General features: G+C 47.5%; 27 protein-coding genes and 1 pseudogene. 20 read left to right on the top strand and 8 right to left on the bottom strand.

Annotated features, from left to right (window positions below):
* The 3 genes and pseudogenes from IEW48_RS10320 to IEW48_RS10330 all read left to right on the top strand — a co-directional run.
* Window positions 1-410 (top strand): annotated as a pseudogene (locus tag IEW48_RS10320) (UPF0236 family transposase-like protein); the annotation flags it as partial.
* Window positions 411-691: 281 nt separating this feature from the next.
* Window positions 692-976 (top strand): Fpa/YlaN family protein, encoded by a 285-nt coding sequence (locus IEW48_RS10325; protein WP_371874860.1) that lies wholly within the window; start codon window positions 692-694, stop codon window positions 974-976.
* A 184-nt stretch (window positions 977-1160) separates the two neighbouring features.
* Complete coding sequence (locus tag IEW48_RS10330; RefSeq protein WP_188623684.1) at window positions 1161-2357, top strand: ornithine--oxo-acid transaminase; 1197 nt, start codon at window positions 1161-1163, stop codon at window positions 2355-2357.
* A 35-nt stretch (window positions 2358-2392) separates the two neighbouring features.
* Here IEW48_RS10330 and IEW48_RS10335 read toward each other — a convergent pair whose 3' ends face one another.
* Complete coding sequence (locus tag IEW48_RS10335) at window positions 2393-2578, bottom strand: hypothetical protein (protein ID WP_007506200.1); 186 nt, start codon at window positions 2576-2578, stop codon at window positions 2393-2395.
* Between the two features lie 110 nt (window positions 2579-2688).
* Window positions 2689-3081 (bottom strand): hypothetical protein, encoded by a 393-nt coding sequence (locus tag IEW48_RS10340; protein ID WP_188623685.1) that lies wholly within the window; start codon window positions 3079-3081, stop codon window positions 2689-2691.
* A gap of 320 nt (window positions 3082-3401) precedes the next feature.
* On the opposite strand from IEW48_RS10340, the gene acsA reads away from it, so the two are divergent.
* Window positions 3402-5141 carry an acetate--CoA ligase gene (gene acsA / locus IEW48_RS10345; RefSeq protein ID WP_188623686.1) on the top strand — a complete coding sequence of 580 codons (1740 nt, stop codon included), beginning with the start codon at window positions 3402-3404 and terminating at the stop codon, window positions 5139-5141.
* 82 nt (window positions 5142-5223) lie between these two features.
* On the opposite strand, the gene IEW48_RS10350 is transcribed toward acsA, so the two are convergent.
* Window positions 5224-5745, bottom strand: a complete 522-nt coding sequence (locus IEW48_RS10350) for a DUF309 domain-containing protein (protein ID WP_188623687.1) — start codon at window positions 5743-5745, stop codon at window positions 5224-5226.
* A 293-nt stretch (window positions 5746-6038) separates the two neighbouring features.
* On the opposite strand from IEW48_RS10350, the gene ftsW reads away from it, so the two are divergent.
* From ftsW to IEW48_RS10365, 3 genes are all read left to right on the top strand, one after another.
* On the top strand, window positions 6039-7220 hold the full coding sequence (gene ftsW, locus IEW48_RS10355; RefSeq protein ID WP_188623688.1) for a putative lipid II flippase FtsW: 1182 nt from the start codon (window positions 6039-6041) through the stop codon (window positions 7218-7220).
* On the top strand, window positions 7186-10647 hold the full coding sequence (pyc, locus tag IEW48_RS10360; RefSeq protein ID WP_188623689.1) for a pyruvate carboxylase: 3462 nt from the start codon (window positions 7186-7188) through the stop codon (window positions 10645-10647). Before ftsW ends, pyc begins: the two co-directional genes overlap by 35 nt.
* 149 nt (window positions 10648-10796) lie before the next feature.
* Window positions 10797-11051: a hypothetical protein gene (locus IEW48_RS10365; RefSeq protein WP_188623690.1), complete on the top strand. Its 255-nt coding sequence runs from the start codon at window positions 10797-10799 to the stop codon at window positions 11049-11051.
* Between the two features lie 82 nt (window positions 11052-11133).
* On the opposite strand, the gene IEW48_RS17435 is transcribed toward IEW48_RS10365, so the two are convergent.
* Window positions 11134-11268, bottom strand: a complete 135-nt coding sequence (locus IEW48_RS17435) for a hypothetical protein (RefSeq protein ID WP_268236562.1) — start codon at window positions 11266-11268, stop codon at window positions 11134-11136.
* A gap of 271 nt (window positions 11269-11539) precedes the next feature.
* On the opposite strand from IEW48_RS17435, the gene IEW48_RS10370 reads away from it, so the two are divergent.
* Both IEW48_RS10370 and IEW48_RS10375 read left to right on the top strand, forming a co-directional pair.
* On the top strand, window positions 11540-12256 hold the full coding sequence (locus tag IEW48_RS10370) for an ABC transporter ATP-binding protein (RefSeq protein ID WP_188623691.1): 717 nt from the start codon (window positions 11540-11542) through the stop codon (window positions 12254-12256).
* The gene (locus IEW48_RS10375) at window positions 12207-12950 is read left to right on the top strand and encodes an ABC transporter permease (protein WP_188623692.1); all 744 of its coding nucleotides are present in this window, start codon (window positions 12207-12209) and stop codon (window positions 12948-12950) included. Before IEW48_RS10370 ends, IEW48_RS10375 begins: the two co-directional genes overlap by 50 nt.
* Before the next feature lie 103 nt (window positions 12951-13053).
* Here IEW48_RS10375 and ytvI read toward each other — a convergent pair whose 3' ends face one another.
* Window positions 13054-14109, bottom strand: a complete 1056-nt coding sequence (ytvI, locus tag IEW48_RS10380; protein ID WP_188623693.1) for a sporulation integral membrane protein YtvI — start codon at window positions 14107-14109, stop codon at window positions 13054-13056.
* A gap of 163 nt (window positions 14110-14272) precedes the next feature.
* On the opposite strand from ytvI, the gene IEW48_RS10385 reads away from it, so the two are divergent.
* Together IEW48_RS10385 and IEW48_RS10390 are read left to right on the top strand one after the other, a co-directional pair.
* Window positions 14273-15058: an SDR family oxidoreductase gene (locus tag IEW48_RS10385; protein ID WP_188623694.1), complete on the top strand. Its 786-nt coding sequence runs from the start codon at window positions 14273-14275 to the stop codon at window positions 15056-15058.
* 86 nt (window positions 15059-15144) lie between these two features.
* Entirely contained in the window at window positions 15145-15522 is a 378-nt protein-coding gene (locus tag IEW48_RS10390) for an Asp23/Gls24 family envelope stress response protein (RefSeq protein ID WP_188623695.1), read from the top strand.
* 82 nt (window positions 15523-15604) lie between these two features.
* On the opposite strand, the gene IEW48_RS10395 is transcribed toward IEW48_RS10390, so the two are convergent.
* Window positions 15605-15988 carry a YugN family protein gene (locus IEW48_RS10395; protein WP_188623696.1) on the bottom strand — a complete coding sequence of 128 codons (384 nt, stop codon included), beginning with the start codon at window positions 15986-15988 and terminating at the stop codon, window positions 15605-15607.
* Window positions 15989-16161: 173 nt separating this feature from the next.
* Here IEW48_RS10395 and IEW48_RS10400 point away from each other — a divergent pair, with 173 nt between their 5' ends.
* The 3 genes from IEW48_RS10400 (at window position 16162) to IEW48_RS10410 (ending at window position 18252) form a co-directional block, all read left to right on the top strand.
* Window positions 16162-16620: a CBS domain-containing protein gene (locus IEW48_RS10400; protein WP_007506185.1), complete on the top strand. Its 459-nt coding sequence runs from the start codon at window positions 16162-16164 to the stop codon at window positions 16618-16620.
* 154 nt (window positions 16621-16774) lie between these two features.
* Window positions 16775-17152, top strand: a complete 378-nt coding sequence (locus IEW48_RS10405; protein ID WP_188623697.1) for a YhjD family protein — start codon at window positions 16775-16777, stop codon at window positions 17150-17152.
* Window positions 17149-18252: a CAP domain-containing protein gene (locus IEW48_RS10410; RefSeq protein WP_188623698.1), complete on the top strand. Its 1104-nt coding sequence runs from the start codon at window positions 17149-17151 to the stop codon at window positions 18250-18252. The genes IEW48_RS10405 and IEW48_RS10410 overlap by 4 nt, the downstream gene beginning before the upstream one ends.
* A 62-nt stretch (window positions 18253-18314) precedes the next feature.
* Here the strand turns inward: IEW48_RS10410 and IEW48_RS10415 are convergent, their stop codons facing one another.
* Complete coding sequence (locus IEW48_RS10415) at window positions 18315-19040, bottom strand: glycerophosphodiester phosphodiesterase family protein (RefSeq protein WP_188623699.1); 726 nt, start codon at window positions 19038-19040, stop codon at window positions 18315-18317.
* A 119-nt stretch (window positions 19041-19159) separates the two neighbouring features.
* Between IEW48_RS10415 and IEW48_RS10420 the strand changes: the two genes are divergently transcribed.
* Entirely contained in the window at window positions 19160-19651 is a 492-nt protein-coding gene (locus IEW48_RS10420) for a hypothetical protein (RefSeq protein WP_188623700.1), read from the top strand.
* Between the two features lie 15 nt (window positions 19652-19666).
* Window positions 19667-20308 (top strand): S1C family serine protease, encoded by a 642-nt coding sequence (locus IEW48_RS10425; RefSeq protein ID WP_188623701.1) that lies wholly within the window; start codon window positions 19667-19669, stop codon window positions 20306-20308.
* Between the two features lie 85 nt (window positions 20309-20393).
* On the opposite strand, the gene IEW48_RS10430 is transcribed toward IEW48_RS10425, so the two are convergent.
* On the bottom strand, window positions 20394-20720 hold the full coding sequence (locus IEW48_RS10430; RefSeq protein WP_188623702.1) for a protease complex subunit PrcB family protein: 327 nt from the start codon (window positions 20718-20720) through the stop codon (window positions 20394-20396).
* 75 nt (window positions 20721-20795) lie between these two features.
* On the opposite strand from IEW48_RS10430, the gene IEW48_RS10435 reads away from it, so the two are divergent.
* The 4 genes from IEW48_RS10435 (at window position 20796) to IEW48_RS10450 (ending at window position 26358) form a co-directional block, all read left to right on the top strand.
* A complete protein-coding gene (locus IEW48_RS10435) occupies window positions 20796-22505 on the top strand; it encodes a DNA repair helicase XPB (protein ID WP_188623703.1) in 1710 nt (569 codons plus the stop codon).
* A 13-nt stretch (window positions 22506-22518) separates the two neighbouring features.
* Complete coding sequence (locus tag IEW48_RS10440) at window positions 22519-24546, top strand: hypothetical protein (protein WP_188623704.1); 2028 nt, start codon at window positions 22519-22521, stop codon at window positions 24544-24546.
* A gap of 42 nt (window positions 24547-24588) precedes the next feature.
* On the top strand, window positions 24589-25035 hold the full coding sequence (locus IEW48_RS10445; RefSeq protein ID WP_007506175.1) for a YlbF/YmcA family competence regulator: 447 nt from the start codon (window positions 24589-24591) through the stop codon (window positions 25033-25035).
* Window positions 25036-25203: 168 nt separating this feature from the next.
* Complete coding sequence (locus IEW48_RS10450; protein WP_188623705.1) at window positions 25204-26358, top strand: M23 family metallopeptidase; 1155 nt, start codon at window positions 25204-25206, stop codon at window positions 26356-26358.
* Window positions 26359-26381: the final 23 nt, after the last annotated feature.

Raw genomic sequence — 26381 nt, forward strand, 5'->3', positions numbered from 1 at the left:
GCGCGAAGTGGATCACGGCCTGTCGAGAATATTTTAAAGAGAGAGCCTTCTACTGCATGGACCGTTTTCACTTGGCCAGAGAGATTCGCCGGCTGTGCCGCAAGCATCCCCGGTACCGTCAGATGCAGGAGGCCCTTGAGGCCTATGACAGTCAACGATTATTAACCGAACTGAACAGTGCCGTGGGGACGCTACAAACGGCAGAGCAAGAAGCGCGACTTGAACAGCTGATCCAGCAGATCGAAAAACATCCGCAAGCCGTGGAAGATTACCGGCAATGGCTTCAAGAGCAGGGCATAGACACTACAGGAATGCGGCCCATGGGAAGCGCGGAATCCACCATGCATGTCTTTGCCAAGCGGCTTAAACAGGGGCGCAGTTGGTCAGAAAAAGGGGCACGGGCAATGATGAGAGGTCTTGTAGCCCGTTTAGACAACCTGGGCTTAAAAACCCTGTTTGGGCGGGTGGAAGCATGGCCAACAAGCCGGGAGGAGNAACAGGATAAGAAATGACCAAGAGAGTACCCTCAAACAATGAATCCGCTTACATCCATGATGGGGATAAAAAACTCTGCCCGGAAATACTTGACTCACACTTTTGACCCTCCTTCCTTGAAATTTTTAATATTAACGCGTATTATTAAGGATAGGAGTAGGACATGGGAACGGAGGGAACGAGATTGTCAACCGATATGGCAACACATACGAAAGAAAAAGCCTTGGCTTTACTTAAGCAAGATGCCGAGAAAATTTTAAAGTTAATCTCGGTGCAAATGGATCACTTAACCATGCCCCAGTGTCCTCTGTATGAAGAAGTATTAGACACGCAAATGTTCGGTTTATCACGTGAAATAGATTTTGCCATCCGCCTAGGGCTTATTTCCGAAGAAACCGGAAAGCAGATCCTCTCCGAGCTAGAACAGCGCCTCGCCCAGTTACATGAGGCGTACGAACAGCAAAATGGTAAAGGATTATAATAGGCTAAAGGATCGTGATAGATGGAAAGCGTTGGCTACCTGGGAAGGTAGCTTTTTTGCTTTTTATAGGTTTTAAAGGAATATTTCAGTTTAGGGGACCTATTTGTATTCAGCTGCAAGATTTTGCTAAGATGTAAGGGGAGTGTTTCTGGACTTTTAGCGGAAAGGAGGGATGATAGACAAAATGAGTGGGTCCAAGCAAATTATAGAGCAAACTGAACGTTACGGTGCAAAGAATTATTTGCCGTTACCCATTGTGATTTCCAAAGCAGAGGGTGTATGGATTGAAGATCCGGAGGGCAACAAATATATGGATATGTTAAGTGCCTATTCGGCCTTAAACCAGGGTCACCGTCACCCCAAAATTATTCGGGCTTTAAAAGAACAAGCGGACCGGGTTACCCTTACTTCACGGGCGTTTTATCATGACCGTCTGGGTGAATTTTATGAGAAAATTGTCGCCGTAACCGGAAAAGAGATGGTCTTGCCCATGAATACCGGGGCTGAAGCGGTGGAAACAGCAATCAAAGCGGTTCGGCGCTGGGCTTACCAGGTCAAGCAAGTCCCTGAAAACCAGGCGGAGATCATTGTCTGTGAGGGCAACTTCCACGGGCGAACCATCACAGTGACATCATTCTCTTCCGAAGAAGGATACCGTCGTGGGTTTGGCCCTTTTACACCAGGGTTTAAAATCATCCCTTACGGAGATGCTGAGGCGCTAAGGCGAGCGATTACACCCCGTACGGCAGCTTTCCTGGTGGAACCCATTCAGGGTGAAGCGGGCATTATTATTCCTCCTGAAGGGTATTTGCGGGAGGTTCGCCGTATATGTGATGAGCACAACATCTTGTTTGTAGCCGATGAGATCCAAACAGGTTTTGGCCGGACAGGGAAGATGTTTGCTTGCGACTGGGAGGATGTGAAACCGGACATCTATATTCTGGGCAAGGCACTAGGAGGGGGCGTGTTCCCCATCTCTGCCGTCAGTGCTGACCGGGATGTGCTAGGTGTGTTTGACCCTGGTTCCCATGGTTCTACATTTGGAGGCAATCCCCTTGGCTGTGCTTGTGCCATTGCGGCTTTGGAAGTGATTGAAGAAGAAAATCTTGTTGACCGTTCATTAAAGTTGGGAGCGTATTTGATGTCCAAATTACAGGAACTCCGTAATCCAAAGATCAAAGAAATCCGTGGCAAGGGATTGTTCATTGGCATCGAACTGACCGAGCCGGCCCGTCCCTATTGCGAAGCCCTAAAGGAACAAGGGCTCTTGTGCAAAGAAACCCATGAACATACCATCCGCCTGGCTCCGCCGCTCATTATCAAAGAAGAAGAATTGGATTGGGCTTTTGAGCGCATTAAGGCCGTTTTACAGCCTGCTTAAAAATCACGAAACAAAAAGAGAGGTAGCTCTGCCGGCTATCTCTCTTCTTGTTTTGTGGGGGAAGTGCGGTTAACTTCTTCCGATAACTCCCGAGCTTCTTCAATTAATCCGTTGTCCAACGTCACTTGTCCGCCACCCAGGCCCTCATTAATCATCCGGTCAATATCCACAAAATAGCGGTCACGCCCTTCGTGATCAGGATCATGATTGCGTTTAGCCATGCTTTCACCTCCTGTGTCAGTTCATAGTATGCCAATGTTTGTTAGACTCCATGTGCGAGCATAGGCTAGATTCTTTTTCCTCCAGAAGCATAAAAAGACCATGCCTTGGTTCAAGACATGGTTTCCGAATGGTTTGCTTCTGCTAATGGTTCGGATTGTTGCAGGGAGCGGTAAATGGAGACCGCCTCTTCAATATCCTCCTGGTTAAAGGCGTTGAGGAACTTTTTGGTATCGTTAAAGTACAAGCGCTGGGCATTGACAAAACCGTGATGCTTCATTAAAACCAGCAAAGCGACCAGATGGTAAAAGGGAATGCCTGTCTGTTCAGGATCATAAATCCCTTTTTCTTGCACATATGTATCAAAATAACGTACATAGGTGACAGTTAATGTCCGTTTTTCACCAAGATGATCATAGACCACTTCAGATTCGTTAAATTGGTCTTCCATTGTGGTGGGTAACGCCTTTTCGTATTCAAACCCTGAACATTTATAGATCTTCAACTTTCCACCTCCCTTGGCAAACCCCTGCTCTTTCACATTATACCAAAAAGGCTTTAGAAGAAAAATGGAGGGAATGGTACTTTTGTTTTAAGCAAACCATTAGACGGTGTTTGAACACATTTCAGACTTCAGTGCTCACGTTTCGGACCGCAGGTATGGAAAATTGAGAAAAAATCAATAAAATATATGAATAAGCAAGCGTTTACATTTTATAATAAGATAAATGTTGGCATTTAAAAAAACATTCCATATAGTCTATTCTAATGGTAGACAAACATTTTTATCTTATGTTGAGTATGACAAGGGGAGGAGTGTTGGCTATGAAAACAGAAACGATTGAAGTACAAGGAGCGGGGTTTAACCTTCAGGATTATGAGGAAGCCAGACGCACATTTTCTTGGTCTGATGTGGAAAAAGCGTTTTCCTGGTATGAGACTGGTAAAGTGAATATGGCTTATGAAGCCATTGACCGTCACGCTGAAGGGAAGCGCAGAGACAAGGTAGCCCTGTACTACAGCGATGCCAACAGAGATGAGCAATATACTTTCCAGGAGATGAAGGAAAAGTCAAATCAGGCTGCCAACGTCCTGAAAAAATTAGGTATTCAGAAAGGTGACCGGGTGTTTATTTTCATGCCCCGTTCACCGGAGTTGTATTTCAGCTTGCTTGGGGCCATCAAATTGGGGGCAATTGTTGGGCCGTTATTTGAGGCCTTTATGGAAGGGGCGGTTAGAGACCGTCTGGAAAATGCCGAAGCTGTTGCGCTGGTCACCACACCTGAACTGTTACCCCGTGTGCCGAGTAAAGATTTGCCTGCTTTGAAACACATTGTCCTGGTTGGGGAAAACATTGACCTTGACCAATTTAAACAAGATCATCCGACAGTGACCTTCCATGATTTTCATAAGGAAATGGCTGAAGCGTCCACAGAGTTTGACATCGTCTGGGTGGATAAAGAAGATCCGCTTATTTTACACTATACTTCCGGTTCTACTGGAAAGCCAAAAGGGGTTCTGCATGTACACTACGCCATGCTGCAACACTATCAGACCGGCAAATGGGTGCTTGATTTGAAAGAAGATGATGTTTATTGGTGTACCGCAGACCCGGGCTGGGTGACCGGCACATCATACGGCATCTTTGCCCCTTGGCTCAATGGTGTGACCAATGTCATCCGGGGCGGCCGTTTCAGCCCAGAAGATTGGTATTACACCATTGAAAAATATAAAGTCACAGTCTGGTACAGTGCACCGACCGCTTTCCGCATGCTAATGGGAGCGGGAGAAGCTGTGGCAGAGCGTTATGACCTGTCCTCCCTGCGTCATATTTTAAGCGTGGGTGAACCGCTTAATCCGGAGGTGATCCGCTGGGGGTTACAAGTGTATAAACGGCGGATTCACGATACCTGGTGGATGACGGAAACAGGCGGGATGATGATTTGCAACTATCCGTGCATGGAGATCAGACCCGGTTCCATGGGCAAGCCATTCCCCGGAATTGAAGCAGACATTATTGATGACGAAGGCAATCCGCTGCCACCTTATCAGATGGGCAATCTGGCTATTAAGGCCGGTTGGCCGTCCATGATGAGAAAGATTTGGAAAAATGAAGAGAAATATAATGAGTATTTCCGCATTAAAGGCTGGTACATTTCCGGTGATTCCGCATACAAGGATGAAGACGGTTATTTCTGGTTCCAGGGACGTGTGGATGATGTCATTATGACATCAGGCGAACGTGTTGGTCCATTTGAGGTGGAAAGCAAGCTTGTTGAACATCCTGCTGTGGCAGAAGCAGGAGTGATCGGCAAACCTGACCCTGTCCGGGGTGAGATTATTAAGGCCTTCGTCTCACTAAGAGCAGGTTATGAGCCGTCAGAGGAGCTGAAGGAAGAAATTCGGCAATTTGTCAAAAAGGGCTTGGCTGCCCATGCGGCTCCCCGTGAGATTGAGTTTAGAGATAAATTGCCCAAAACCCGCAGCGGAAAAATTATGCGCCGGGTGCTGAAAGCTTGGGAGCTGGGCTTGCCAACCGGCGACCTGTCCACCATGGAAGATTAAGGCGGTAGGATAAAGATAAGCAATAAAAAAGGGTGCCAATCTGGCATCCTTTTTTGTGAGCTTATGAGGTCTATAAAGCTTATCAGGTTTTGCGCTGCTTTGCCTTGCGCTTCTTCTGCCATTCCCGTTCCCTGATCACATCGCTGCGGTCACGAAGCTTATGTTTATGGATGAGAAATGCATTGTCTGGATCACTGTCTTTTCCCCAGGTTAAGTTTTTCTCCTGGCAAACCTGCCGGCAGTGTTGCAACAACTGGTGATCTGTAATAGGCAAATTAAGGCTTGTATAAGCTTTCCGCTGCTGTACATCATTTAACCGCTCACTGATCTGCTTTAAAAGTGCCGCCGGATCCAGGCCTAGTTTTTGAACAGCTGCTTTTTCCTTGCCTAAAATCTGCCGGGCACTGGCCAGCATTTTGGCTGCGCCATTGAAATTGCCCCGGCGATGATGATACAGTCCCACTGCCAACTGAATCAGCCCGACCCATACTTTTTCCCGGTCAGGCTGGCTTTTCCAATATTCTTCCAATACCTCATGGCACTCAAAGTAGTCCCGGCTGCCATGAAAATGAACCAGATAATCCACATAAGCTTTTGGATACAAGGGAATTCCCCCGCCGTCTCTTTTTCCGTATGCTCATTTATTATAACATACTTAAAGTTGTACAGGGAGGTTATGGGGAGAGTCTCTGAAGTGAGTCTTAACTCATGAGCGATTTTCCGCCAGAACACTCATAATCGCATGGTTCATGCTTTCGACCCCGGCATCACTGGGCTTAATTTTAACTTGTCCCATCCCGGTCTGTTTATGTTAAAATAAGCCTAACACCAATCATTTGAGCAGGATAGCCCTGTCATGAAACACACAGGTTGAGATAAGGGGAGCGTTGTGACAACATGAGCGAAACCCGGTTAGACCTTGAACAACACTCTGAGCTGGGGCGGCCAGATTTTATCATACTGATTGTTACGCTGATCTTGCTAGGTTTTGGTTTGGTTATGATTTACAGCTCCAGCCACCATATCGCTTATTGGGAACACCAAGACAGTGCGTATTTCCTTAAAAGACAATTAGTGTGGGCTTTTTTGGGCCTGTTGATGTTATACATAACGATGAACATCCCTTACCGTTTGTACAGGAAACTGGTGCCCGTTATTTTGCTTGTCTTACTGGTTATGATGGTGCTTGTGCTGGTTCCCGGATTTGGACTTAAAGAAAAAGGGGCTCAGCGCTGGCTCAATTTAGGGGTGGTAACCTTACAGCCATCCGAATTTGTTAAGCTGGGCTTGATTATGTACTTGGCTTCCATATATTCTAAAAAACAAGGGTATATCTCCCAATTTAAACGGGGTGTGCTTCCTCCGTTGGTGATTGTCGGGCTCTTTTTTGGTTTAACTTTGTTGCAACGGGATCTGGGAACTGCTTCTATGCTCATGTTGTTTACTTTTGTCATCCTGTTTTGTGCTGGCGCCAGAATGCGGCATATGTTGGCCCTTGGGTTGATGGGCTTTTTGATGGTGGGTATTTTTGCCGTGACCCAGCCATACCGATTGGAACGGCTGACCGCCTTTCTGGATCCGTGGGCGGATCCGCTGGACACAGGCTATCATACGATACAGTCCTTATATGCCATTGGGAATGGTGGTTTATGGGGGATGGGGTTTAATAACAGCATCCAAAAACAGTTTTATCTTCCCGAACCCCATACCGATTTTATCTTTGCTGTGGTTGCTGAGGAGTGGGGGCTGGTAGGCGTCATCGGAGTCCTGCTTGCTTACCTCGTGCTGATTTTAAGGGGTATTCAGCTTTCCCTTCACGCTCCCGACGCCTTCGGTATGTTGTTAGGGATTGGAATTTCAGGGATGATTGGCATTCAAGCCCTGATTAACATTGGTGTAGTGTCTGGATTGCTGCCTGTCACTGGATTAACGCTTCCTTTTTTAAGTTATGGTGGATCATCCCTGTTACTTAATCTGGTTTCAACAGGGATTTTACTTAATATATCCCGCTATGCAGTACAGAACAGGAGAAAGGAGAGTCACCATGAACAAAACCCATCTCAGACAGAGACCCTTTAACAAGGTCTTGGTGGCCAACCGCGGGGAAATTGCGATCCGCATATTCCGGGCTTGCACAGAGCTCAATATCCGCACGGTGGCCATTTACTCTGAGGAAGACCGGACAAGCTTGCACCGCTTTAAAGCGGATGAAGCTTACCTGGTGGGTAAAGGCAAAGGTCCCATTGAAGCCTATCTAGACATTGAAGGCATTATTGAAATAGCAAAACGTCATGATGTGGATGCCATCCATCCTGGATATGGCTTCTTGTCCGAAAATGCCACGTTTGCCCGCCGCTGCGAGGAAGAGGGGATCGTTTTCATCGGTCCGAAACCGGAGCATATTCAGATCTTTGGCGATAAGGTCCAGGCCAGAAAACAGGCTATTGAAGCCGGATTGCCTGTGATTCCCGGCACGGAGGAACCGGTTTCATCGTTGCAAGAAGTCTTGCTTTTTGCCAAGGAACATGGCTATCCCTTTATTATTAAGGCTGCCTCCGGAGGGGGCGGACGCGGCATGCGCATTGTCAACAGCCGGGAAGAGGTGGAAGAGGCGTTCAATCGTGCCCGCTCCGAAGCGCGTGCCTCGTTCGGTAGTGGGGATGTTTATTTGGAAAAATATATTGAACGTCCCAAGCATATTGAAGTTCAAATTTTGGGTGATGCACAGGGCCATATTGTGCATCTGTTTGAGCGGGACTGCTCCGTCCAACGGCGTTATCAAAAGCTGGTTGAAGTCGCTCCCAGCGTGGCACTGGATGAGCGTTTGAGGCAGGAAATTTGTGAGGCAGCCGTTCGTTTGATGAAAAATGTAAATTATGTGAATGCTGGAACCGTTGAATTCCTGGTGGACAAAGACGGCCAATTTTACTTTATTGAAGTGAATCCGCGGGTGCAGGTTGAACATACGATTACAGAATTGATTACCGGTATAGATATCGTTCAATCCCAAATTATGATTGCTACCGGTTATTCACTGCACGATGAACCCCTTAATATTCCCCGGCAGGAAGACATTAGTTACAGGGGTTATGCCATTCAATGCCGTGTCACCACAGAAGATCCGGCTAACAACTTTATGCCCGATACCGGGAAGCTCTTAGCTTACCGAACGGCCGGGGGCTTTGGCACACGCCTGGATGCGGGGAACGGTTTTCCAGGAGCTGTTATTTCTCCCCATTACGATTCATTGCTGGTTAAAATCTCAACCTGGGCGATCACTTACGAACAAGCGGCCAGCAAAATGTTGCGAAACTTGAAAGAATTTCGCATCCGCGGTGTCAAAACCAATATTCCTTTCCTGGAAAACGTGGTACAACATGAAGCATTCCTGCGAGGGGAGTATGACACTTCTTTTGTGGACAACACCCCTGAATTATTTGTCTTCCCGGAACGCCGGGACCGGGGAACGAAACTGTTGCAATATATTGGGGAAACCATTGTCAACGGTTTTCCAGGGCTGGAAAAAGTGGAGAAAAAACCGAACTTTCCTAACCCCCGCGTTCCGGTGACGTCATACAAAGATCCTTATCCTGAGGGGACCAAACAGATTTTGGATCAACAAGGGCCAGAAGGACTGGTCAACTGGATTAAGGATCAGAAACGTTTGCTTTTGACCGACACCACCTTCAGGGATGCCCATCAATCTCTGTATGCCACCCGTTTCCGGACCTATGACATGCTGCGCGTGGCGGAAGCAACGGGTAAATTGGTCTCCAATCTATTCTCGCTGGAAATGTGGGGAGGAGCCACCTTTGATGTCAGCATGCGTTTTTTGAAGGAAGACCCGTGGGAGAGATTGAGGCGGTTGCGGGAAAAAGTGCCCAATGTGCTGTTTCAGATGCTGTTGCGCGGAGCCAATGCGGTAGGTTACACCAATTATCCGGATAACGTCATTAAGGAATTTGTCAAGGCATCCGCTGAAAACGGCATTGATGTATTCCGTATTTTTGACAGCTTGAACTGGCTGGAAGGGATGAGGCTGGCCATCGAGGCTGTCAGAGAAAACGGAAAAATTGCCGAAGCGAGCATTTGTTACACCGGTGACATTCATGATCCGTCGCGGAGTAAGTATGATCTGAAATATTATGTCAATCTGGCCAAGGAGCTGGAAAAAGCGGGGGCCCACATTTTGGGTATTAAAGACATGGCTGGTTTGTTAAAACCCTATGCCGCTTATGATCTGATTTCAGCATTAAAAGAGGCCGTTGATATCCCCATTCACCTGCATACCCATGACACGAGCGGGAACGGCGTGGCCATGTACCTTAAAGCGGCGGAAGCCGGGGTAGATATTGTTGATTGTGCCATCAGCTCCATGTCAGGCCTGACTTCCCAGCCCAGCATGAACGCATTGGTGGCTGCCTTAAAGGGTCAAGACCGGGACACTGAAGTGGATTTGGCCAACTTGGAGAAATTGAGCCGCTATTGGGAAGATGTGCGCCGTTACTATCAAGGGTTTGACGCCGGTCTTTTGTCCACCAGCACGGAAGTTTACCAGCATGAAATGCCCGGTGGCCAATACACCAACCTCCAACAGCAGGCTAAAGCTGTCGGACTGGCGGACCGCTGGGAAGAAGTGAAAGAGATGTACAGCCGGGTCAATATGCTTTTTGGAGATATTGTCAAGGTGACCCCTTCTTCCAAGGTGGTGGGCGACATGGCCCTGTTCATGGTCCAGAACAACTTAACCGAAGAGGATGTGCTTGAACGGGGCGAGTCCATTGACTTTCCTGATTCAGTGGTTCAGTTCTTCCAAGGTTACCTGGGCCAGCCCTATCAGGGTTTCCCGAAGCGTTTGCAACAAGTGATTCTTAAGGGAAAAGAACCGATTACCTGCCGGCCCGGTGAACTGCTGGATCCTATCGATTTTGAGCAGGTACAGCGCGAACTGGAGGAAAAATTTGAGCGTTCCTTCAGCAAGGAAGAGGTCCTGTCCTATGTCCTTTACCCTCAAGTTTTTGAGGAGTTTGAACGGCACCGCCAGCAGTATGGGGATGTCTCGGTTCTGGATACGCCAACCTTCTTCTACGGATTGCGCCTTGGAGAAGAAGTGGCGGTTGAAATCGAACAAGGAAAAACGTTAATTGTCTCCCTTGTCTCTGTGGGAGAGGTTCAGGCAGACGGAACAAGAACCATTTATTTTGAATTAAATGGTCAGCCCCGTGAAATCCGGGTGGTGGATGAGTCAGCCGAAAAAGAAGTGGTGACAAAAGAAAAGGCCGATCCGGCCAATCCGAACCATATTGCCGCCACCATGCCAGGTACCGTGGTGAAAGTGTTGGTTAAAGAAGGAGAAGAGGTGAAAAAAGGGGAACATCTCATGGTCACTGAAGCGATGAAGATGGAAACGACGATTCAAGCCCCACGGGACGGTAAAATCGGGCGGATTGTGATTCGTGAGGGTGAAAGTATTTCCGCAGGCGATTTGCTGATTGTGATGGATTAAACCGGCAACTCACCTTCAGTTAAGATAAATAGTTAAATATAGGAAAAAAGTCACATTTTTTAGCGCATACCCCCCTTAAAACAGGGCCACCCCCCGAATGATATGTGCGTAATCCAATAAAAAATTAAAATGAACAGGGGGTATTGAGCATGAAAAAACTGAACAAATCTTTGCTGCTCACCTTGGTTTTGACTCTGGCACTTGGAGCTGCTTTGGTTGGCTGTAGCTCCCAAGATGCAGATGAGCCTGCCGAACAACCTGGTGTTGAAGACACCAACACCAACTTAGAAGATACAACAGATGAAGTAGAAGATGCTGACGCAGAAGTAGAAGAGGACGTTGAAGAGGACGCTGAAGAAACTGATGCTGAGTTAGAAGAAGAGGAAGAAGACAACAACGCTTAATTGACTGGAAACTTACCGTACAAACGGGCGGCTGCCTAATGATGGCAGCCGTTTTATCGTTATAAGGGGTAACAGATGGGATCTAAGTGGAAGGTCGGTCTGATCCCGATAATTTTTTGTCGGTCAGATTCACTTTTTCTGACGGCTGGGCCTTTTTTTGCTTTTGCTCCAATGAATCTATGGAAGGGGTTTTTCGATTTTCATTTGCTTTCATCATTCAATTCCTCTCCTAACTTGGTTTGACCTTATATTGTCCAATTTTTTTCGCTTTCATTCCATGCATGCTTCACCTTGGCAATCGCCGCTCTAAGAAGATCATCTTTGGGGTGCTTTTAATCTTTCCTCTATACACGAAGAGACGTATAATATTGATGGTTGGCCAAAGCGTTGTTTCTGGTTATTCTGTTGGGAGTTTTGAAGCATGATGTTTTTTTCACTGGTTGTTATGCCGATCCTTTTTATTCATTGCGGGAGGGAGAAAACTGACCGTGTCCGAACAGCCATGTCTTGTGATAAAAAATGTATCCAAGCGGTATCGTTCCGGGCGGTTTGTGCTGCGGAACATTAATCTGCAGGTTCCTCAAGGATATGTGTGTGGCATCGTGGGTGCTCCGGGAACTGGCAAAACAACACTGACCCGTCTCTTGGGGGGATTGATCCGCCCCACCAAAGGAGAAATTTGCATTTTTGGGCAAAACATTGCCCAGGATACGCCTTATTATCGTCAGTTGGTCAGTTGTGTCTTACATGACAGCGCCCTATATCCCAAGTTCAAAGTAAAGGATTTGTTGCGCTGGTTACAGCGTCTGTACCGCCATTGGGATGAAAAGCGGTGCTACTCCTTAGTGAGAGGTTTTGAAATTCCATTAAATAGGAAAGTGAACCAACTTTCTAAGGAGAAACACAATTGGCTGTCCCTGATTATCGCCCTGTCCGCCCGTCCCAAGTTGATGATTGTGGATGAACCTGGAAAAGAATTAAGCCCTGCCGAAAAACGGGAGATGTTAAAGTTGTTGGCCCAGGATGTTGTTAATCATGGAACCACCATTGTGTTCACGACCAGTATAGAGGACGAGATAAGAGAATTTGCTGATTATGGGTTTCGGTTGGAAGCGGGGCAACTTTTTCCTTGTGAACTTAAGAAAGGGGTTGGACATGAAGCGTATATGCAGCCTTTTGCTATGGAAAGAATGGTTCAATCATAAAGGTTCTGTCCTGGGTTTGTTCTTATTTTTTCTGTTATCTCCAGTGTTTTATGCCATCCTGCTCCATCTCCCCCATCTGGAGCAGTCTGCTGTCTGGCAGGAGTGGAGAACTTGGTCCTTTTGGCAAGCTCAGTTCAACTTGCTGTGGGACGGAGGGATTTTTGCTCTTGTCCCGTTCCACTTGCTGGCTGTCTTTATCTTTGGCGGGCGGCTGGTCATGAAGGAAAAAAAACAGCGTACATTAGATTTTTTGCTCACGTTGCCCATCTCCAGGGGCCAGGCACTCAGCAGCAAATGGTGGTTTGGTGTCTTAAGTTTAAGTGTTATTTTTCTTGTGTGGTTGGGGCTGTTGGCCTTGGTGAGCGGTGGGCGCACGATTGATAAAGCGGCTTGGTCTCTGGCAGCGCTGCTTTTTGCCCTGTATGTGTTTGTGTTCAGCATCGCTTTTTTCAATGCTGTTTTCACTCAGCGGCTTTGGATGCGCATGCTGCTGACCTTGAATATCTTAAGCTTGCCGTTCTTAGTTATTTTGGGCCTGTCTTGGTTGGGGGGATATACATTAGCTGACCTGCGTGCTTTTCGGGAGGAATGGAAGTGGCTAGAAGCCCCTGTTTTGCTTGGTCTCAGCTTTGTCTTATACTGGCTGGCCAGAAGCGGAGTTAACTATGTGTCATTGCCGGCTGACAGAAAATAGCATATCCCTCAGTGGTTAGCACAAAAGAAAAACCAGCTCTTTTCTCCTGCCATCTTCGACCAGGCAGGGGCAGAGCTGGTTTTTCAAGTTGTTAGCACTGTGGCTAAATCTTGAAATTGAGGCGGATCAGGCCCGCTTCTTTCGCAGATAGGAAGGCAATAATCAGCAAGGGTCCGGCAATGAGGCCAACCACACCCAAAAAGTAAAATCCCAGGTAAATACCCACTAAAGTGGGCAAAGGAGGCAATCCGATCTGATCTCCCATCACTTTTGGTTCAACGGTACGGCGGATGGTTAACAACACCATAGCCAGGATTAGCAGTTGAAAACCTGTATGCGTATCTCCCGTGATCAGATTAAATATGCCCCAAGGCGCCAGAATGACAATAGATCCAATAATGGGAATAAAATCGATAATCCAAATGATCACCGCCATCAATAAAGCGTTGTGGGGAGAGATCAGCAGCAGACCAATATAGGACACAATAAAAATAATAATACTGACCAAAAACTGGGCCTTAAAAAAGCCTGTAAAGACGCGGGACAAGCGCTGAAACATATAGCGGACCTTCTCCGCATTTTCCTCCTTAAACATGCTGTAAAACCCTTCAATGTACCGGGGAAGCTCTTTGCTGAATAAAAACAGGGCAATCAAATAAATTAAGATGACAACGATCAGATTGGGTATGGCCTGAACCCAGCTTGCTACGGCAGAAAGGGCTTGGCCGGAAATTTGGTTAGCTTTGCTGATGATCAGGAAGCTCTGCCTTTGAATTTCTTCCACCAGCGGCTGGGGCAGTGTAGCAATCGTTTCATTAAATTGTTCGATGGCATTCTCCACAAAGAAAGTCACTTCAATCATGTAGTAGGGCAGACGGTCGATAAACTTCATCGCCTCGTTAACCAATTTGGTAATTCCCAGGTAGAACAAGATGCCGATAAAACAGACAAAAAAAATAAAGACAATGGTGACAGCCACCAGCCGATGCTTCAAGTGCAACGTTCTTTGGGTCAATTTGACGAGCGGCTCCAGCATTAATGCTGTAACAAAAGCCAGAATCAAGGGCATAAACACAGATAAATACTGATATAAAATGAACCCGCTGATCAACAGCACAACGGCAATCAGGATACGTTTGGGTGTGATGATCTCTTTCAATGCTGCTCTCCTTTCTGTGGACACGAGTCCCGTTATTTTCATTATAGTATTTAATGGCGGACAGTTCTAGTCCTCCCAGGTATGATTTCAGTTTTTCAACAAGGACTTTAGGGCATGTTTGGTGAATAACATAAAGAGGTAAAACATAGAAGGAGGGAGTTTGATGGACTTACATTATGATGGTAAAGTGGTGCTGGTCACGGCTGCCAGTAAAGGACTGGGTAAAGCGAGTGCCATGGCTCTGGCCAGGGAAGGGGCCCGGGTCATCATCTCCAGCCGTAGCCAAGAGGCTCTGGCTAAGGCGGCTGAGGAAATCGAACAACAAACAGGCCAAAAAGTGCTGACCATTCCGGCTGATGTGTCCAAGCCGGAAGATGTGAAACGCCTTTTTGATGAGGTCAAGAAAGTCAGTGATCAATTATTTGGCTTGGTGTGCAATGCAGGAGGTCCTCCAGCCGGCTCATTTTTGTCCTTTACTGACGATGACTGGCAACGGGCGTTTGAAACCAACCTGCTCAGTGTGGTGCGTCTGGTCCGGGCCAGTGTGCCACTTATGGAAGCCAATGGCGGCCGGATCGTGGCCATTGCTTCGTCTTCCGTCAAGGTGCCTATTCCTGGCTTGATTCTTTCCAACACCATGCGGGCAGGGGTTCAAGGGCTGATGAAAACCTTATCCATCGAATTGGCCGAAAAAGGGATATTGGTGAACACGGTCTGCCCAGGACGCATCGCCACTGACCGCTTGCGTGCCTTAGATGAGTCCCGTGCGCAACGGGAAGGAAAAACGCTGGAAGAGGTTCAGCAGGAATCCCTTAAAGACATCCCCTTGAAACGGTACGGCGAGCCCCATGAATTTGGTCAGCTGGTTGCCTATCTCTTGTCACCTGCGAACACCTATTTGACGGGATCCACCTACATGGTAGACGGAGGAATGGTGAAAGCATTGTAGATTTGATAAAATCTAAGGTGATCTGCTGTTAAAAAAGTTACATTGGTCATAAACTGATAGTAGAGCATGCTAAAGGAGTGAATATGATGGAGGAAACTAAAGAAAAAGGCATTGTGCGCATAGCTGATGATGTGGTGGCGGTTATCGCCAGCATTGCCACCCTGGATACGGAAGGTATTACGAGCATGTCAGGTGGGATTGTGGAAGGCTTTGCCCGGCGTGTGAGTGGCAAGCAGGTCCACAAAGGCGTGCAGGTCAACATCAACAATAATGAGGCAACCATCAATTTGAGAGTGATCGTGCAGTACGGACAAAAAATTGATGAGGTGTGCCGCAATGTTCAGCACAATGTAAAAGAAGCCGTTGAAAATATGACTGGCATGTATGTCAATGAAGTGAACGTCCGTGTAGAAGGGGTTGATTTTGGCCAGTCTGCCGAACAGGCTGAGGCCTCAGAGAAATAATGTGATAAAAAATGACCTTCCTGAGTCAGGAGGTCATTTTTTTTTGCAGAATCTCCATTGTGATCTGCTCTTTTAATGTCTTTTAATGGGCCATGTGTTCTTGTTCGTGCTCTTCTTTCACTTTAAGCAACTTATTCAGCTCAGCCAGCTTTTCCTTGGCCCGGTTTAAGGCATGTTTGGGAAAGTCGTAATCATAGGCAACACCGTGAGGAAAGGTGTGCACGCCAATGTACGGTTCACCGATTTTCACAATGGCGTGGCCGCTATCTTCAATGATCCCCTCAACCGCTTCAACCGGTACACGAATATAGTAAGTTTTTCCATCTTTGCTGTCGACATATTTATAATCATAGGTGGCCCGTTTGTAATCCCAAGCCCAGCGCACAAAGCCCACATGGTTCATGGCAACGTCCAGGTCCCGGATCGAAATTTCTTTGCCTTCCAAGCCTGTATCCTTAATGATCATTGACGATTCCTCCTTTTGCCCGTTTCATCTTTATCTATGATAGTATGAAAGACATGAAGATGCAAATGGTTTCACCTTTTAAGCACAGGATTTCTTTAGCATGTATGATTCATTTGACTTTGGGCAGGTTAAGATTGACCACGCATTTTTCAGCTTAACAAGGAGGTTAAAACATGGCACAGCAAACGATTAGCGATATTATGACCCGTCAGGTCAACTGCTGTATTCCTGAAGACAACATCTATGAAGCGGCAGTTAAAATGAAAACATGGGACGTTGGGATTATTCCTGTTGTTTCCAATGATCAGCTGCTCGGCGTGATTACTGACCGTGACATTGTGATTCGCGGGGTGGCTGAACGGAAACCTAATTCAACCCAAGTGACAGAAGTGATGACAGCCGATGTCATTACTTGCAGTCCTGACACAACGGTAGATGAAGCTGCCCAATTAATGTCTCGCCATCAGATTCGCAGACTGCCGGTCGTAGAAGGCAACAAGCTGGTGGGTATTGTAGCGTTAGGGGATTTGGCTGTTCGTGAAATTCATGAGGATGAAGCAGAAGCAGCGCTGAGCGAGATTTCCGAAAGACGGGGCGAAACGGATACTCAGTCTCCTACTTACCAATCGTAAGCTGCTTCTTATTTCCTTATCCAATCGAGTAAAAGCCTTGAGTCTGCTTAGCAGACTCATTTTTTTACTTGAAAAAGAACATATGTTCGTTTATGATGTTTGTAAAGTGAAAGTTGAGGGAAAGAATGATAACAAGAAGCGGAGTTGTAGCGGTATGATCATGGATTTGAAAGAATATCAATTATTTACGGAGCTGTTAAAACGATATACCGTTTTGCATATTTTGTTAAAAGTGATTCCCCTGGAAGTGCAGGAACTGCGGCATTCGAGACTCAAATTGTCCCGCCTGTACTGCCGGCTGTTAGAGCGTGTTCACGGCCGGGTAGAGCAAGATATAAAGCTGCTGCGGCGGCAAATGGCTGAACTGGGGGGACACATTATCTCTGAAGAACAAGAAAAAACCTTCCGGCGCGTCACCGCCAAGTTTCGAGGGTACTTATACCAACAGCGTTATGCCAATGATGTGCTTCGCGGAGAGTGTGAAGAACTGTTGCTGTACTATATGACAAGCGAGAGAGGAGTGAAGCAATGAAACTGTGGCGTGGAATGATATTGGGGCTGATGGCTGGCTGCCTGATTCATCTGTGGCTAGTGGGATGGGACACATGGTCAGAAAGCTGGCAGATGAGATGGGATGAGTTTGCTGATATCCCGGTTACGCTTAGCAATAAAGAGCCCGCTGTTGAATCAGGGCCAAATACGGAAACAAGAGAAAAGCATCCTGAAGATAGAGCCCTGTACTCTGTTTCTGATCAAGATTTATACGTTTTCCTGGGTATGACAGCGGCAGAATTAAGAGAACGATGGGGTGAGCCGCAGCGCATTGATCCCAGTGCGTTTGGTTATAAATGGTGGATTTATCATGATGATTGGGAAACATATATTCAGATTGGCATGAAGGATGGCCGGGTAAACACGGTATATACCAGCGCACCAGGCTGGCAATGGAAAGATTGGCGTGTGGGCCAGGCCAAAGCTGAGTGGAAGGAGAACTGGTCCCAGCAAGAAGAATATGCGTTTACAGATCAATGGGGTTATTATACGTTTGTACTCTCCGACGATGACAAACGGGAGAGGCCCCTTCATTTTGAGGGGGATATGGCTGTACAGCTTTATATTGACCTCCATGCGGGAGAAAGTATTGCTGGCATTCGCCTGATGGATCTGGAGACGCTTCTTTTACACAGGCCGTACACCCTGAATTATATTGGTTCACTGCCAGAACCCCCTCCTTTAAGTGAAAGCGAACGGCAAGCTGTGGCCCAAGCCAATGAACGGCAAATCTTTGATTTGGTGAACGTTACCCGGACTGCTATGGAACTGTCTCCTTTTGATTGGCATGATGAGGTGGCGGAGATTGCCCGCGAACACAGCCGGGATATGCTTGAATACAACTATTTTGACCACCATTCTCCCCGTTATGGCGGCTTGGGGGAACGCCTGCAGCGGGGAGGTGTTGATTTTGCCCGGGCAGGGGAAAACATTGCTTGGAACTACGTGGATGCCCCCGATGTCCATCATGGCTGGCTAAACAGTCCAGGCCACCGGCAAAACATTGTCGAACCGGCGTTTACCCATTTGGGTGTTGGTGTCGTTGACAAATATTATACCCAAAATTTTGTAAAACAGTGACCCTCGGGGAGAGGAAATTCCCGAGGGTTTTTTACTGGACAAGCCTCATATTGAGCCTTAGTTCAGTTTTGCCTTAACAGCTTTTTGATGCGGCGGGGACAGTTGGTAAACACCCCATCCACGTTAAAATCTTGGCAGAGCGTTAGTTGGGATTTACGTTCAATCACATAGGGGAAAATGTAATATCCTTCTTGTTGCAGCAGGCGCAGATTATCTCCCAGTAATGCAACATGGGGGTGTATAGAGTAGAGTTGAAGTTCGCGCCAGGCATGATTGCTAAAAAAAGGGTCTAACGTTCCCCAGCATAACAATCCACGCCGAATATGGGGGGCCAAGGACAGGCATGTTTGGAGGCTGTCAACCCGGAATGAAGATAAAATGACCTTGTTTTCCATTTTGTAACGGTGGACCAGGTCAATGACGCTTTTCTCCAATCCCGGGTAATCTATGAGATTATTTTTCAACTCAATATTAAGGGTAACGGGGTGATCTTTTAACAGTTTAAGTACTTCTTCCAGCAGGGGAACATGGGTCCCTGTGAAGCGGGGATGAAACCACTTCCCGGCGTCCAGACGGCGGATTTCGGCATACAGTGTGTCATAGACAAAGCCGTTCCCGTTCGTGGTACGGCCCAGCCATTCATCGTGAAAGACGATCACTTGTCCGTCTTTGGTCATCTGGACATCAATTTCAATCGCTTCAATCCGGTCTCTTAACGCTTGTTTAATGGCAGGTAATGTGTTTTCTGGTGCAAGCTGGGACGAGCCTCTGTGTGCGATCACGATCATGAACCTGTATTCCCCTCTATGATGTGTTTACACCCATCACTAGTTTATGGAACATATCTGCTAGATGTTCCATAAGATGATACTAGTTAACAAGCATTCGCCTGTAAGGAGGGCGAGTCATGGCAAACCGAAAGAGAAGGGCCAACTCGGCCAGAGGTGTGACAAACAGAAGCGGAAACAGGGACGAACGCCTGATGCAACATATACGCACAGAAGAGCGTCAAGGGCAGCATAACCGTACGCAAAAAAGAAGAGCAGGCTCTCCTGTTACCCATCATCGGGCGGTGACACCTGATTCCATCTTATGGACTCAGCTTGCCCAACTGGTCCGGCAGGTTGATTTGATGAAACTGAAACATAAACTGGCTGAGGTGAACCAGGTTGTAGAACAGATCAATGTTCTGCTCAGACAGCTCAATGGCATACCAAGTACTCACCATCCCCCTGTTTCCTATTTTCCCCAGATGCAGAACATTGTCTATCCCCAAGTTAGCCCGGGAGCCAACCGGACCTCGCATGTTTATCATGATCCCCGCTCCCCCATTCAGCAAGGAACCTTAAGAACCGGGTATCATCACAACTGGCCGGCGGGAAGGGTGACTATTCAATAAGGAGTCGTTGACAACATGAATAGCCGGATCACTGATTTATATCGAAAGCTCAAAAGGCGGATTGTGTCAATTGAAGGAATGGAATTGTCAGAAAGATTAGATGTTGTCTTTTCTCCCTACTTGCTTTCCCCGGAAAGGGCCGAGCGCAAGATCAGTTATGGAAGCGGCATGATTATTCATCCCAAGGGGTATATTTTGACTTGTTACCATGTGGTGGCAGGTATGAAGGCAGCCAAAGTCAAATGGGGGAAAAATCCGCAACTATATCAAGCCAGACTGGTTTGGGCCCAATCTGATAAAGATTTGGCTGTGCTCAAAATTAATACATCCAGGAAACTGCCGCCGGTGACCTTTTGTAAAGAAACCCGTGTCGGCGAACGTGTTTTTGCCATTGGCAACCCATTCGGTTTTGAACACACACTAACTATGGGCGTGTTAAGCGGCAAGGGCCGCACAGTATCTACGGCGAACAACGAATACGAAGACATGTTACAAACCGATGCAACCTTAAATCCCGGAAACAGCGGCGGACCCTTGTTTAACACTAAGGGCCAGGTGATCGGCATGAACGCCATTATCATTCAGTCTCATCAAAGTATGGGTTTCGCTATCCCCACCAGCACTTTCCTTCCACTGATCCAGAAGTTCCTTCCATAGCGGCCATCCTATCCTCCAGGAGTTCCCGGCAAGCGCAATGGCGCGGTGCCGGGAATTTTGGGTGGAGACCGGTCCGGAGCAGGATTTATTCCCTGACCCATTCCACTTTAACAGGAAGATCTGTTTTAGGCAGGCGGTAGACGGCGGTGGGGTAAGTAATGACTTGGATCACAATGGCATCCGGTGCCGGTTTTAACTCTTTGGCTTTTACCAGAATATAGGCTTTCCCGTTTTCTACCCGTTCTTCGGCATCGAGCACTTTGATACTGTATCCACCTGTCAGGCGTTCCCCTGTGGCCAGCAAGATATAGGTATGAGTGTCATCCGAAACAGTGAGGACACCTCCTTTTTTTCGGATTTGCTCAAGTTTTTCTTCGATCCAGCGCGGATATTCACCAGCGAAACGGTTCATAACCCTCTCTCCTTTCGTTTAAACTATAGGTGAATAAAAGATGAAAGCGGTTTTGTGACTAGAAAGGTGAAAACAATGGAGTATTTTGCTGACCGGCCTCTTGTTATACAACCAGACCGCACCATCTATTTAGAGGTTAACCATCCCCAATATGAAGATGTGCGCCAAAAGCTGCAATCGTTTAGCGATTTAATTAAGAGTCCCGAACATATACATACCTATCGTATCACACCACTGTCATTGTGGCATGCGGCTGCCCGGGGTCAACGGGCAGAGGACATCATTTCTTTTTTGCAAGCTTATGCTAAGTTCCCCCTGACCAATGATGTCGCCCAGTCGATACGGGAGGATATGGACAAGTATGGACAGTTAACGCTGGTTGCTTTGGATACAAGTCTGTTTTTAATCGCCGATAAACTTGAAGCTTTGCAGGCGGTCATCCATTATCCTTCAGTATCCTCCTTTTTCAGCGGTGAGCCACAACGACTGCAATGGACAAAGGAGCAGAAATGGGGGATTGCTGTTGCCCCACAAAAAAGGGGTGAGCTTAAGCAGCAATGTATGCGTCTTGGCTTCCCAATAACGGATGAAGCGGGCTACGATGACGGAGAATCATTGCCTTGCGCTTTCGCTCCTGTGCTGGCTGACGGTTCCCCGTTTCAATTGCGGGATTACCAGCGTGAGGCGGTGGATGCTTTTTTGGGCCCTGATTCAGCTTATGGCGGGCAGGGTGTCTTGGTGCTTCCCTGCGGCGCAGGAAAAACCATTATTGGCATTGCAGTCATGGTCAGACAGCAGTGTGCCACACTGATTCTGACCAGCAATGAAACCTCTGCCAGGCAGTGGAAGAGGGAAATCTTAGAAAAAACAACACTGACGGAAAATGAAGTGGGAGAATATACAACTCAAACGAAACTGATCAAGCCGGTTACCATTACCACTTACCAAATGCTCACCTTCCGTCCGTCTCAGTCCGCAGCATTTGGTCATATGCATCTGTTTAAACGCAGGAGATGGGGATTGATTATCTATGATGAAGTGCACCTGTTGCCGGCACCTGTCTACCGGGCTACGGCATCGCTGCAATCCACCCGCCGGCTGGGACTCACTGCCACTTTAGTACGGGAAGATGGACGGGAAGAAGATGTTTTCAGCCTGATCGGACCCAAACGTTACGATCTGCCTTGGAAAGAGCTGGAGCATAAGGGGCACATTGCTGAGGCTATATGCACCGCAATCAGGGTTGACTTGGATCCGGCTTTGAAACGGGCGTATCATCTGGCCCCAGAGAAGGACAAAATGAGAATAGCCCAGGAGAATCCGCAAAAGCTGGCCGTTGTCAAGGAGCTTTTGAATAAGCACCGGGAGGACCAGGTGTTGATTATCGGCCAGTATGTGCGCCAGATGGAGGCATTAGGCATACTCTTTGAGGTGCCTGTTATTACCGGCAAGACAAAGCATGGGGAGAGGGACCGGCTGTATGCACAGTTTCGCTCAGGAGAGATCCGGGTTTTGGCCGTGTCCAAAGTTGCCAATTTTGCCATCGATCTCCCTGCTGCGGCTGTGGCCATCCAGGTGTCCGGCACCTATGGTTCAAGGCAGGAGGAAGCCCAGCGGCTAGGACGGATTTTACGGCCTAAGCCGGGAGAAAATAAAGCCTATTTCTACCATATTGTCACCAAAGATTCAAAGGATCAGGACTACGCGTTAAAACGCCAGTTGTTCTTGGTTGAGCAAGGTTATCGTTATCACGTTGTTGACTATCTTCAAGATTACTCAGAGTGAAAGGAGCAGAGCGGTGCGAAAAGCTTGGGATTTTATTGAGTCGTTGTCCGGTTCAACCATTGAGCGCATACTAGAAGAATGGCTTAGATTCACATGTGCAAAAACAGAAAAAACAGAAGGAAGGATGAATCAAAGGTTTCACGCGATCCTGCTTGACAAAGGACAAACACAGTTTGATCCGGAACAAAAGGAGCAAATGTTGCGCCAACAATTGGCGCGTCTATTTGCTGATGGACAAGCAATGCAATTGTTGTACCGCTCTCTTTCCCCCTATGAGCAGAAAGTCGTTCACTACTTTCTGTTTCAAACAGGAGGGGATTTTTTAACATGCCGGCAGGTGGAAGAGGAACAGTTTGTCCTAAAACCTAATCTGTTTCAGCTAGGTTTAATTGGTTTGAGAAGAAAGGGCCTGGTATATACCTTGCGCCGCCAACGGGGGGAAGTGGCTTACTCAATGCCGGAAGATATCAGGGAAAGCCTGTACGAAGCCTATCTGGACGTTAACCAGGTCCAGTTATGGGAGGTTTGCCAGGAGGAGGTGATCAATCTTCGGGCTGTTCAGCCTTCTGTTTTGGTTGACCTGTTCTGGTTCATGTATGTCTGGCGCCAGGAGAAGGACAACTGTATCCCCTTAACCAAACGTAAAAGTATTCATAAGCGTTTTTTGCGCATGTGTGAGGAAAAATTGACCAACCGGAAGGTGAATTTGGAAGGTTGCCCATTGGCCGTTACTGACCGGGAAACGTATAGTAAACAGATGGCTCTGTTGCTAGATTTCATGACAAGGCAGCAGCTCATTCGCTGGTATAAACATAGCCTTGTTCTAGATTTGGATCAAGTGGATCAATGGATGGGGAACTCCCGGCAGGAGATGAGTATTCGTTTTTTAGACTATTGGTTTAGCCATTATGTGCCCTCGGCAACCTGGTTACAGCGTTATTTAGCTGATATGAAGCACCTGCTCCGAACCAGGGCAGATTCGCCGGCTGCCACCGGTACGACGGCTGGTATTCAGGGGTCGGACTGGGTCTATCTTTTATCTCCTGTTGAAGCTTGGGAAGATAACTATGCTTTACCTCCCGCCCAAGACATTATTGCCCGCTTGGAGCAAGAAATTATCTTACCGCTTATGGGACTGGGGCTGGTTGAATATGCTGAAACCCCTCAAGGCGCAAAGGTGTGGCGTTATCGTTGGGAGCATGAGCAGTGTTGTCCGTGGTGGGTTCAGCCTCACCTGGAAGTACTCGTTCCCCAGGTGATTCCTTTTCGTGATCTGTGGCGTCTGACACAGTATTTGGCCCTTGATGCGTGGCAAGATATGCTGGTTTTGCGCCTGGATCAGGCTTATGTTCAGAGCATGGCCTCTGGAGGACACGCTTTGGAAAAGTGGTTTATCTGGTTAGAACAGAACAGCAGTATCCCCGTGCCTGAGACATTTAAAGAACAGCTTAAGCTGTGGCTGAAGCAGCCCAATCAGGTTAAACTGCAGGAGATGGTGGTGCTGGAAGTGAATCAGGAAGAATTGGCCCAGGCCATTCTCGAGATGCCTGAGTTACAGCCCTTTGAATTGCGTGCCGCCACACCACGCCTGTTGCTTGCCGAAAAAGGAAGGGTGGATGAGATCGCCCATGTTCTGCACAAAAAAGGCATTCACCTCAGTACCGAAAAGAATGATGACACGCCATGGCCTCTCATACCGTTTGATCACGAACTCATTGCTTTCCCCCGGGACAAAAACAGGCAGTTGAAAGTGGAAAATGTTTTTCCTGATTGGACTGAGGCCATTCCGGCCTGGAAACAGCTTCCCGAAACATGGAAAAAACATTTTACTTCTTATCATGCCAAAACGAAGCGGGATATGGTTCAACAGGCTGTCACTCACCAGTTAAGGCTGAAAATAGAGGACGACCGGGGGAGCGTGGCCACCATTGAGGCTGTCGATTTCGGCATGGAGCATGGGGAATGGGTGGTCAGTGACCAGGAGGGCAAAACTTACAAGTTAAACCAGCTGAACCGCCTCCAACTGTTGTTTCCCGTTTAAGTCAAAACGTGTTACAATTGGATAACGGAGGTGTTGGTCCTCATGATAGCCTCACTTGACTTGGCGGAGATCCTGGAGGAGACCGACCGCCTGGCGCAACTCATTCTCCGCTCCGAAGAAGTGAAGCAGTACCGTTTATGCAAACAGCGCTTAAAGCAGGATAAAGAGGCCCAAAAGTTAATCAAGCGTTTTGTTCAAAAGAAGGAACAATTTGAAGAGGTAGAGCGTTTTGGACGCTATCATCCCGATTATGACCGCATTAAACAAGAAATGCGCCAATTAAAGCGTGAACTGGACTTAAATGAAAGTGTGGCCAACTTTAAAAAGGCGGAACGAACGCTTGAGGCCATTTTGATAGAAATCAGCGAAAAAATTGCCTATGCCGTTTCAGATAGCATTAAAGTGCCCACTGGCAATCCATTCTTTGACCAGATTGGTTGCGGTGGTGGGGGATGCAGCGGCGGATGTGGCAGTTGCGGTAATCATTAATGACAACCACTCCAGTTTGGGGTGGTTGTTTGTTGATTCACCGGGAGCCAGCTTTGCCCAAAAAATAAGCTAATTGGAACAGAAGTTGTTTTGTTTTTGGGGCTTCATCCTTTATAATAGGAACTAGTCCGATAAAAGCATTAGTTTTAACAAAAGGATGGAGTGCCCTTGATTACGTTACAGAGACGTAGATGGATCGCCATATTTACAGTCATGATTCTTATTCTGGCCGGGTGTGCGCTTTCTCCTGACTCAGACAAGCAGACAGTTAAGCAGAATGAACGTAAACAGCAGGAAAAACAGGTAGAACATCAAAGAGGCGAATGGTTGACGCTGGACGCTGAACACCGTGAAGGGCAGTGGTGGATATCGGCCCGCCAGCTGGCTAAGGTCACCGAGGGTTCGGTTGAAGTGGATGAGATTAACGGAACAGCGGAGCTGGACATTCTCGGTGTCCCCTTTTTCCTGATCAAAGAAGTGTCTGTTGTGGAGAGAAATGGGGTGTATTTGCCTTATGAATTGGAGCCCCTGTTTACAGAAAATGATGTGCTCCTTCCGCTGGCTTTTCTCGAAAATGCCCTGGAGGCAGAATATGAGCTTGTAGAAACAGAACAAAAGGTGCGGTTATCGCTCGATCATGAGGCCGTTGCTGTTTTCAGTCAGCATGGTCAGACCACCTTTAACCTTCAGGAACTATCGGCCGATGATTTGATCGACTACCTGTCCTTTTTGTCTAATCCTATCCCCGGGGCCAAAATCAGCACGCGGGACTCTCATCTTCCCGGCGCCCCCCGTTCATACCGCAATGGTTACCATGAAGGGATTGACTGGTACGGGGGAGCCACGGGGATTGAGATTGGTTTGGATACGCCTGTCTTGTCAGTGGCCGATGGCGTAGTGGTACGGGCCGACCATGATTATGTGGAAATGGATCTGGAGGAACGGGAAGGCTATTTGTCCTGGTCAGCCCAACTGAGCGACACCCCCAACTATCTATTGGACAAACTAAGAGGACGCTCCGTCTGGGTGCAATATGATCACGGGGTGATGATCCGCTATGCCCATTTGTCCGCCGTTGAGGAGGGGATTGAAGTAGGCAAGGAAGTTAAGCGGGGCGATGTGCTGGGCTATGTGGGTAACTCGGGTACCAGCTTTGCCGTCAAAGGGGATGAATATGGAGGGCTCCATCTGCATGCTGATTTGCTCATTTACGGCGAGTTGTTCTGGAAGTACTTGGATGATTTAGATGAGGTGCGTTATGTTTTAGAACATATTTTTCAAGATGAGCCCAAACTGATACCGGATGCTGGTGATTACAAATAAACAGCCTTCTGTAGTTCAGAGGG

The organism is Caldalkalibacillus thermarum, assembly GCF_014644735.1.
In the GTDB taxonomy this organism is placed as follows: domain Bacteria; phylum Bacillota; class Bacilli; order Caldalkalibacillales; family Caldalkalibacillaceae; genus Caldalkalibacillus; species Caldalkalibacillus thermarum.

Excerpts from the sequence above, each read along its gene's own strand:
- IEW48_RS10425 (WP_188623701.1), top strand. The coding sequence starts at position 19,667 with ATGAATAGCCGGATCACTGATTTATATCGAAAGCTCAAAAGGCGGATT.
- IEW48_RS10415 (WP_188623699.1), bottom strand. The coding sequence starts at position 19,040 with ATGATCGTGATCGCACACAGAGGCTCGTCCCAGCTTGCACCAGAAAAC.
- acsA (WP_188623686.1), top strand. The coding sequence starts at position 3,402 with ATGAAAACAGAAACGATTGAAGTACAAGGAGCGGGGTTTAACCTTCAG.
- IEW48_RS10330 (WP_188623684.1), top strand. The coding sequence starts at position 1,161 with ATGAGTGGGTCCAAGCAAATTATAGAGCAAACTGAACGTTACGGTGCA.
- IEW48_RS10430 (WP_188623702.1), bottom strand. The coding sequence starts at position 20,720 with ATGAACCGTTTCGCTGGTGAATATCCGCGCTGGATCGAAGAAAAACTT.
- IEW48_RS10410 (WP_188623698.1), top strand. The coding sequence starts at position 17,149 with ATGAAACTGTGGCGTGGAATGATATTGGGGCTGATGGCTGGCTGCCTG.
- IEW48_RS10400 (WP_007506185.1), top strand. The coding sequence starts at position 16,162 with ATGGCACAGCAAACGATTAGCGATATTATGACCCGTCAGGTCAACTGC.
- IEW48_RS10395 (WP_188623696.1), bottom strand. The coding sequence starts at position 15,988 with ATGATCATTAAGGATACAGGCTTGGAAGGCAAAGAAATTTCGATCCGG.
- IEW48_RS10390 (WP_188623695.1), top strand. The coding sequence starts at position 15,145 with ATGGAGGAAACTAAAGAAAAAGGCATTGTGCGCATAGCTGATGATGTG.
- IEW48_RS10435 (WP_188623703.1), top strand. The coding sequence starts at position 20,796 with ATGGAGTATTTTGCTGACCGGCCTCTTGTTATACAACCAGACCGCACC.
- ftsW (WP_188623688.1), top strand. The coding sequence starts at position 6,039 with ATGAGCGAAACCCGGTTAGACCTTGAACAACACTCTGAGCTGGGGCGG.
- IEW48_RS10375 (WP_188623692.1), top strand. The coding sequence starts at position 12,207 with ATGAAGCGTATATGCAGCCTTTTGCTATGGAAAGAATGGTTCAATCAT.
- IEW48_RS10420 (WP_188623700.1), top strand. The coding sequence starts at position 19,160 with ATGGCAAACCGAAAGAGAAGGGCCAACTCGGCCAGAGGTGTGACAAAC.
- IEW48_RS10385 (WP_188623694.1), top strand. The coding sequence starts at position 14,273 with ATGGACTTACATTATGATGGTAAAGTGGTGCTGGTCACGGCTGCCAGT.
- IEW48_RS17435 (WP_268236562.1), bottom strand. The coding sequence starts at position 11,268 with ATGATGAAAGCAAATGAAAATCGAAAAACCCCTTCCATAGATTCATTG.
- IEW48_RS10325 (WP_371874860.1), top strand. The coding sequence starts at position 692 with ATGGCAACACATACGAAAGAAAAAGCCTTGGCTTTACTTAAGCAAGAT.
- IEW48_RS10365 (WP_188623690.1), top strand. The coding sequence starts at position 10,797 with ATGAAAAAACTGAACAAATCTTTGCTGCTCACCTTGGTTTTGACTCTG.
- IEW48_RS10335 (WP_007506200.1), bottom strand. The coding sequence starts at position 2,578 with ATGGCTAAACGCAATCATGATCCTGATCACGAAGGGCGTGACCGCTAT.
- IEW48_RS10405 (WP_188623697.1), top strand. The coding sequence starts at position 16,775 with ATGATCATGGATTTGAAAGAATATCAATTATTTACGGAGCTGTTAAAA.
- IEW48_RS10445 (WP_007506175.1), top strand. The coding sequence starts at position 24,589 with ATGATAGCCTCACTTGACTTGGCGGAGATCCTGGAGGAGACCGACCGC.
- pyc (WP_188623689.1), top strand. The coding sequence starts at position 7,186 with ATGAACAAAACCCATCTCAGACAGAGACCCTTTAACAAGGTCTTGGTG.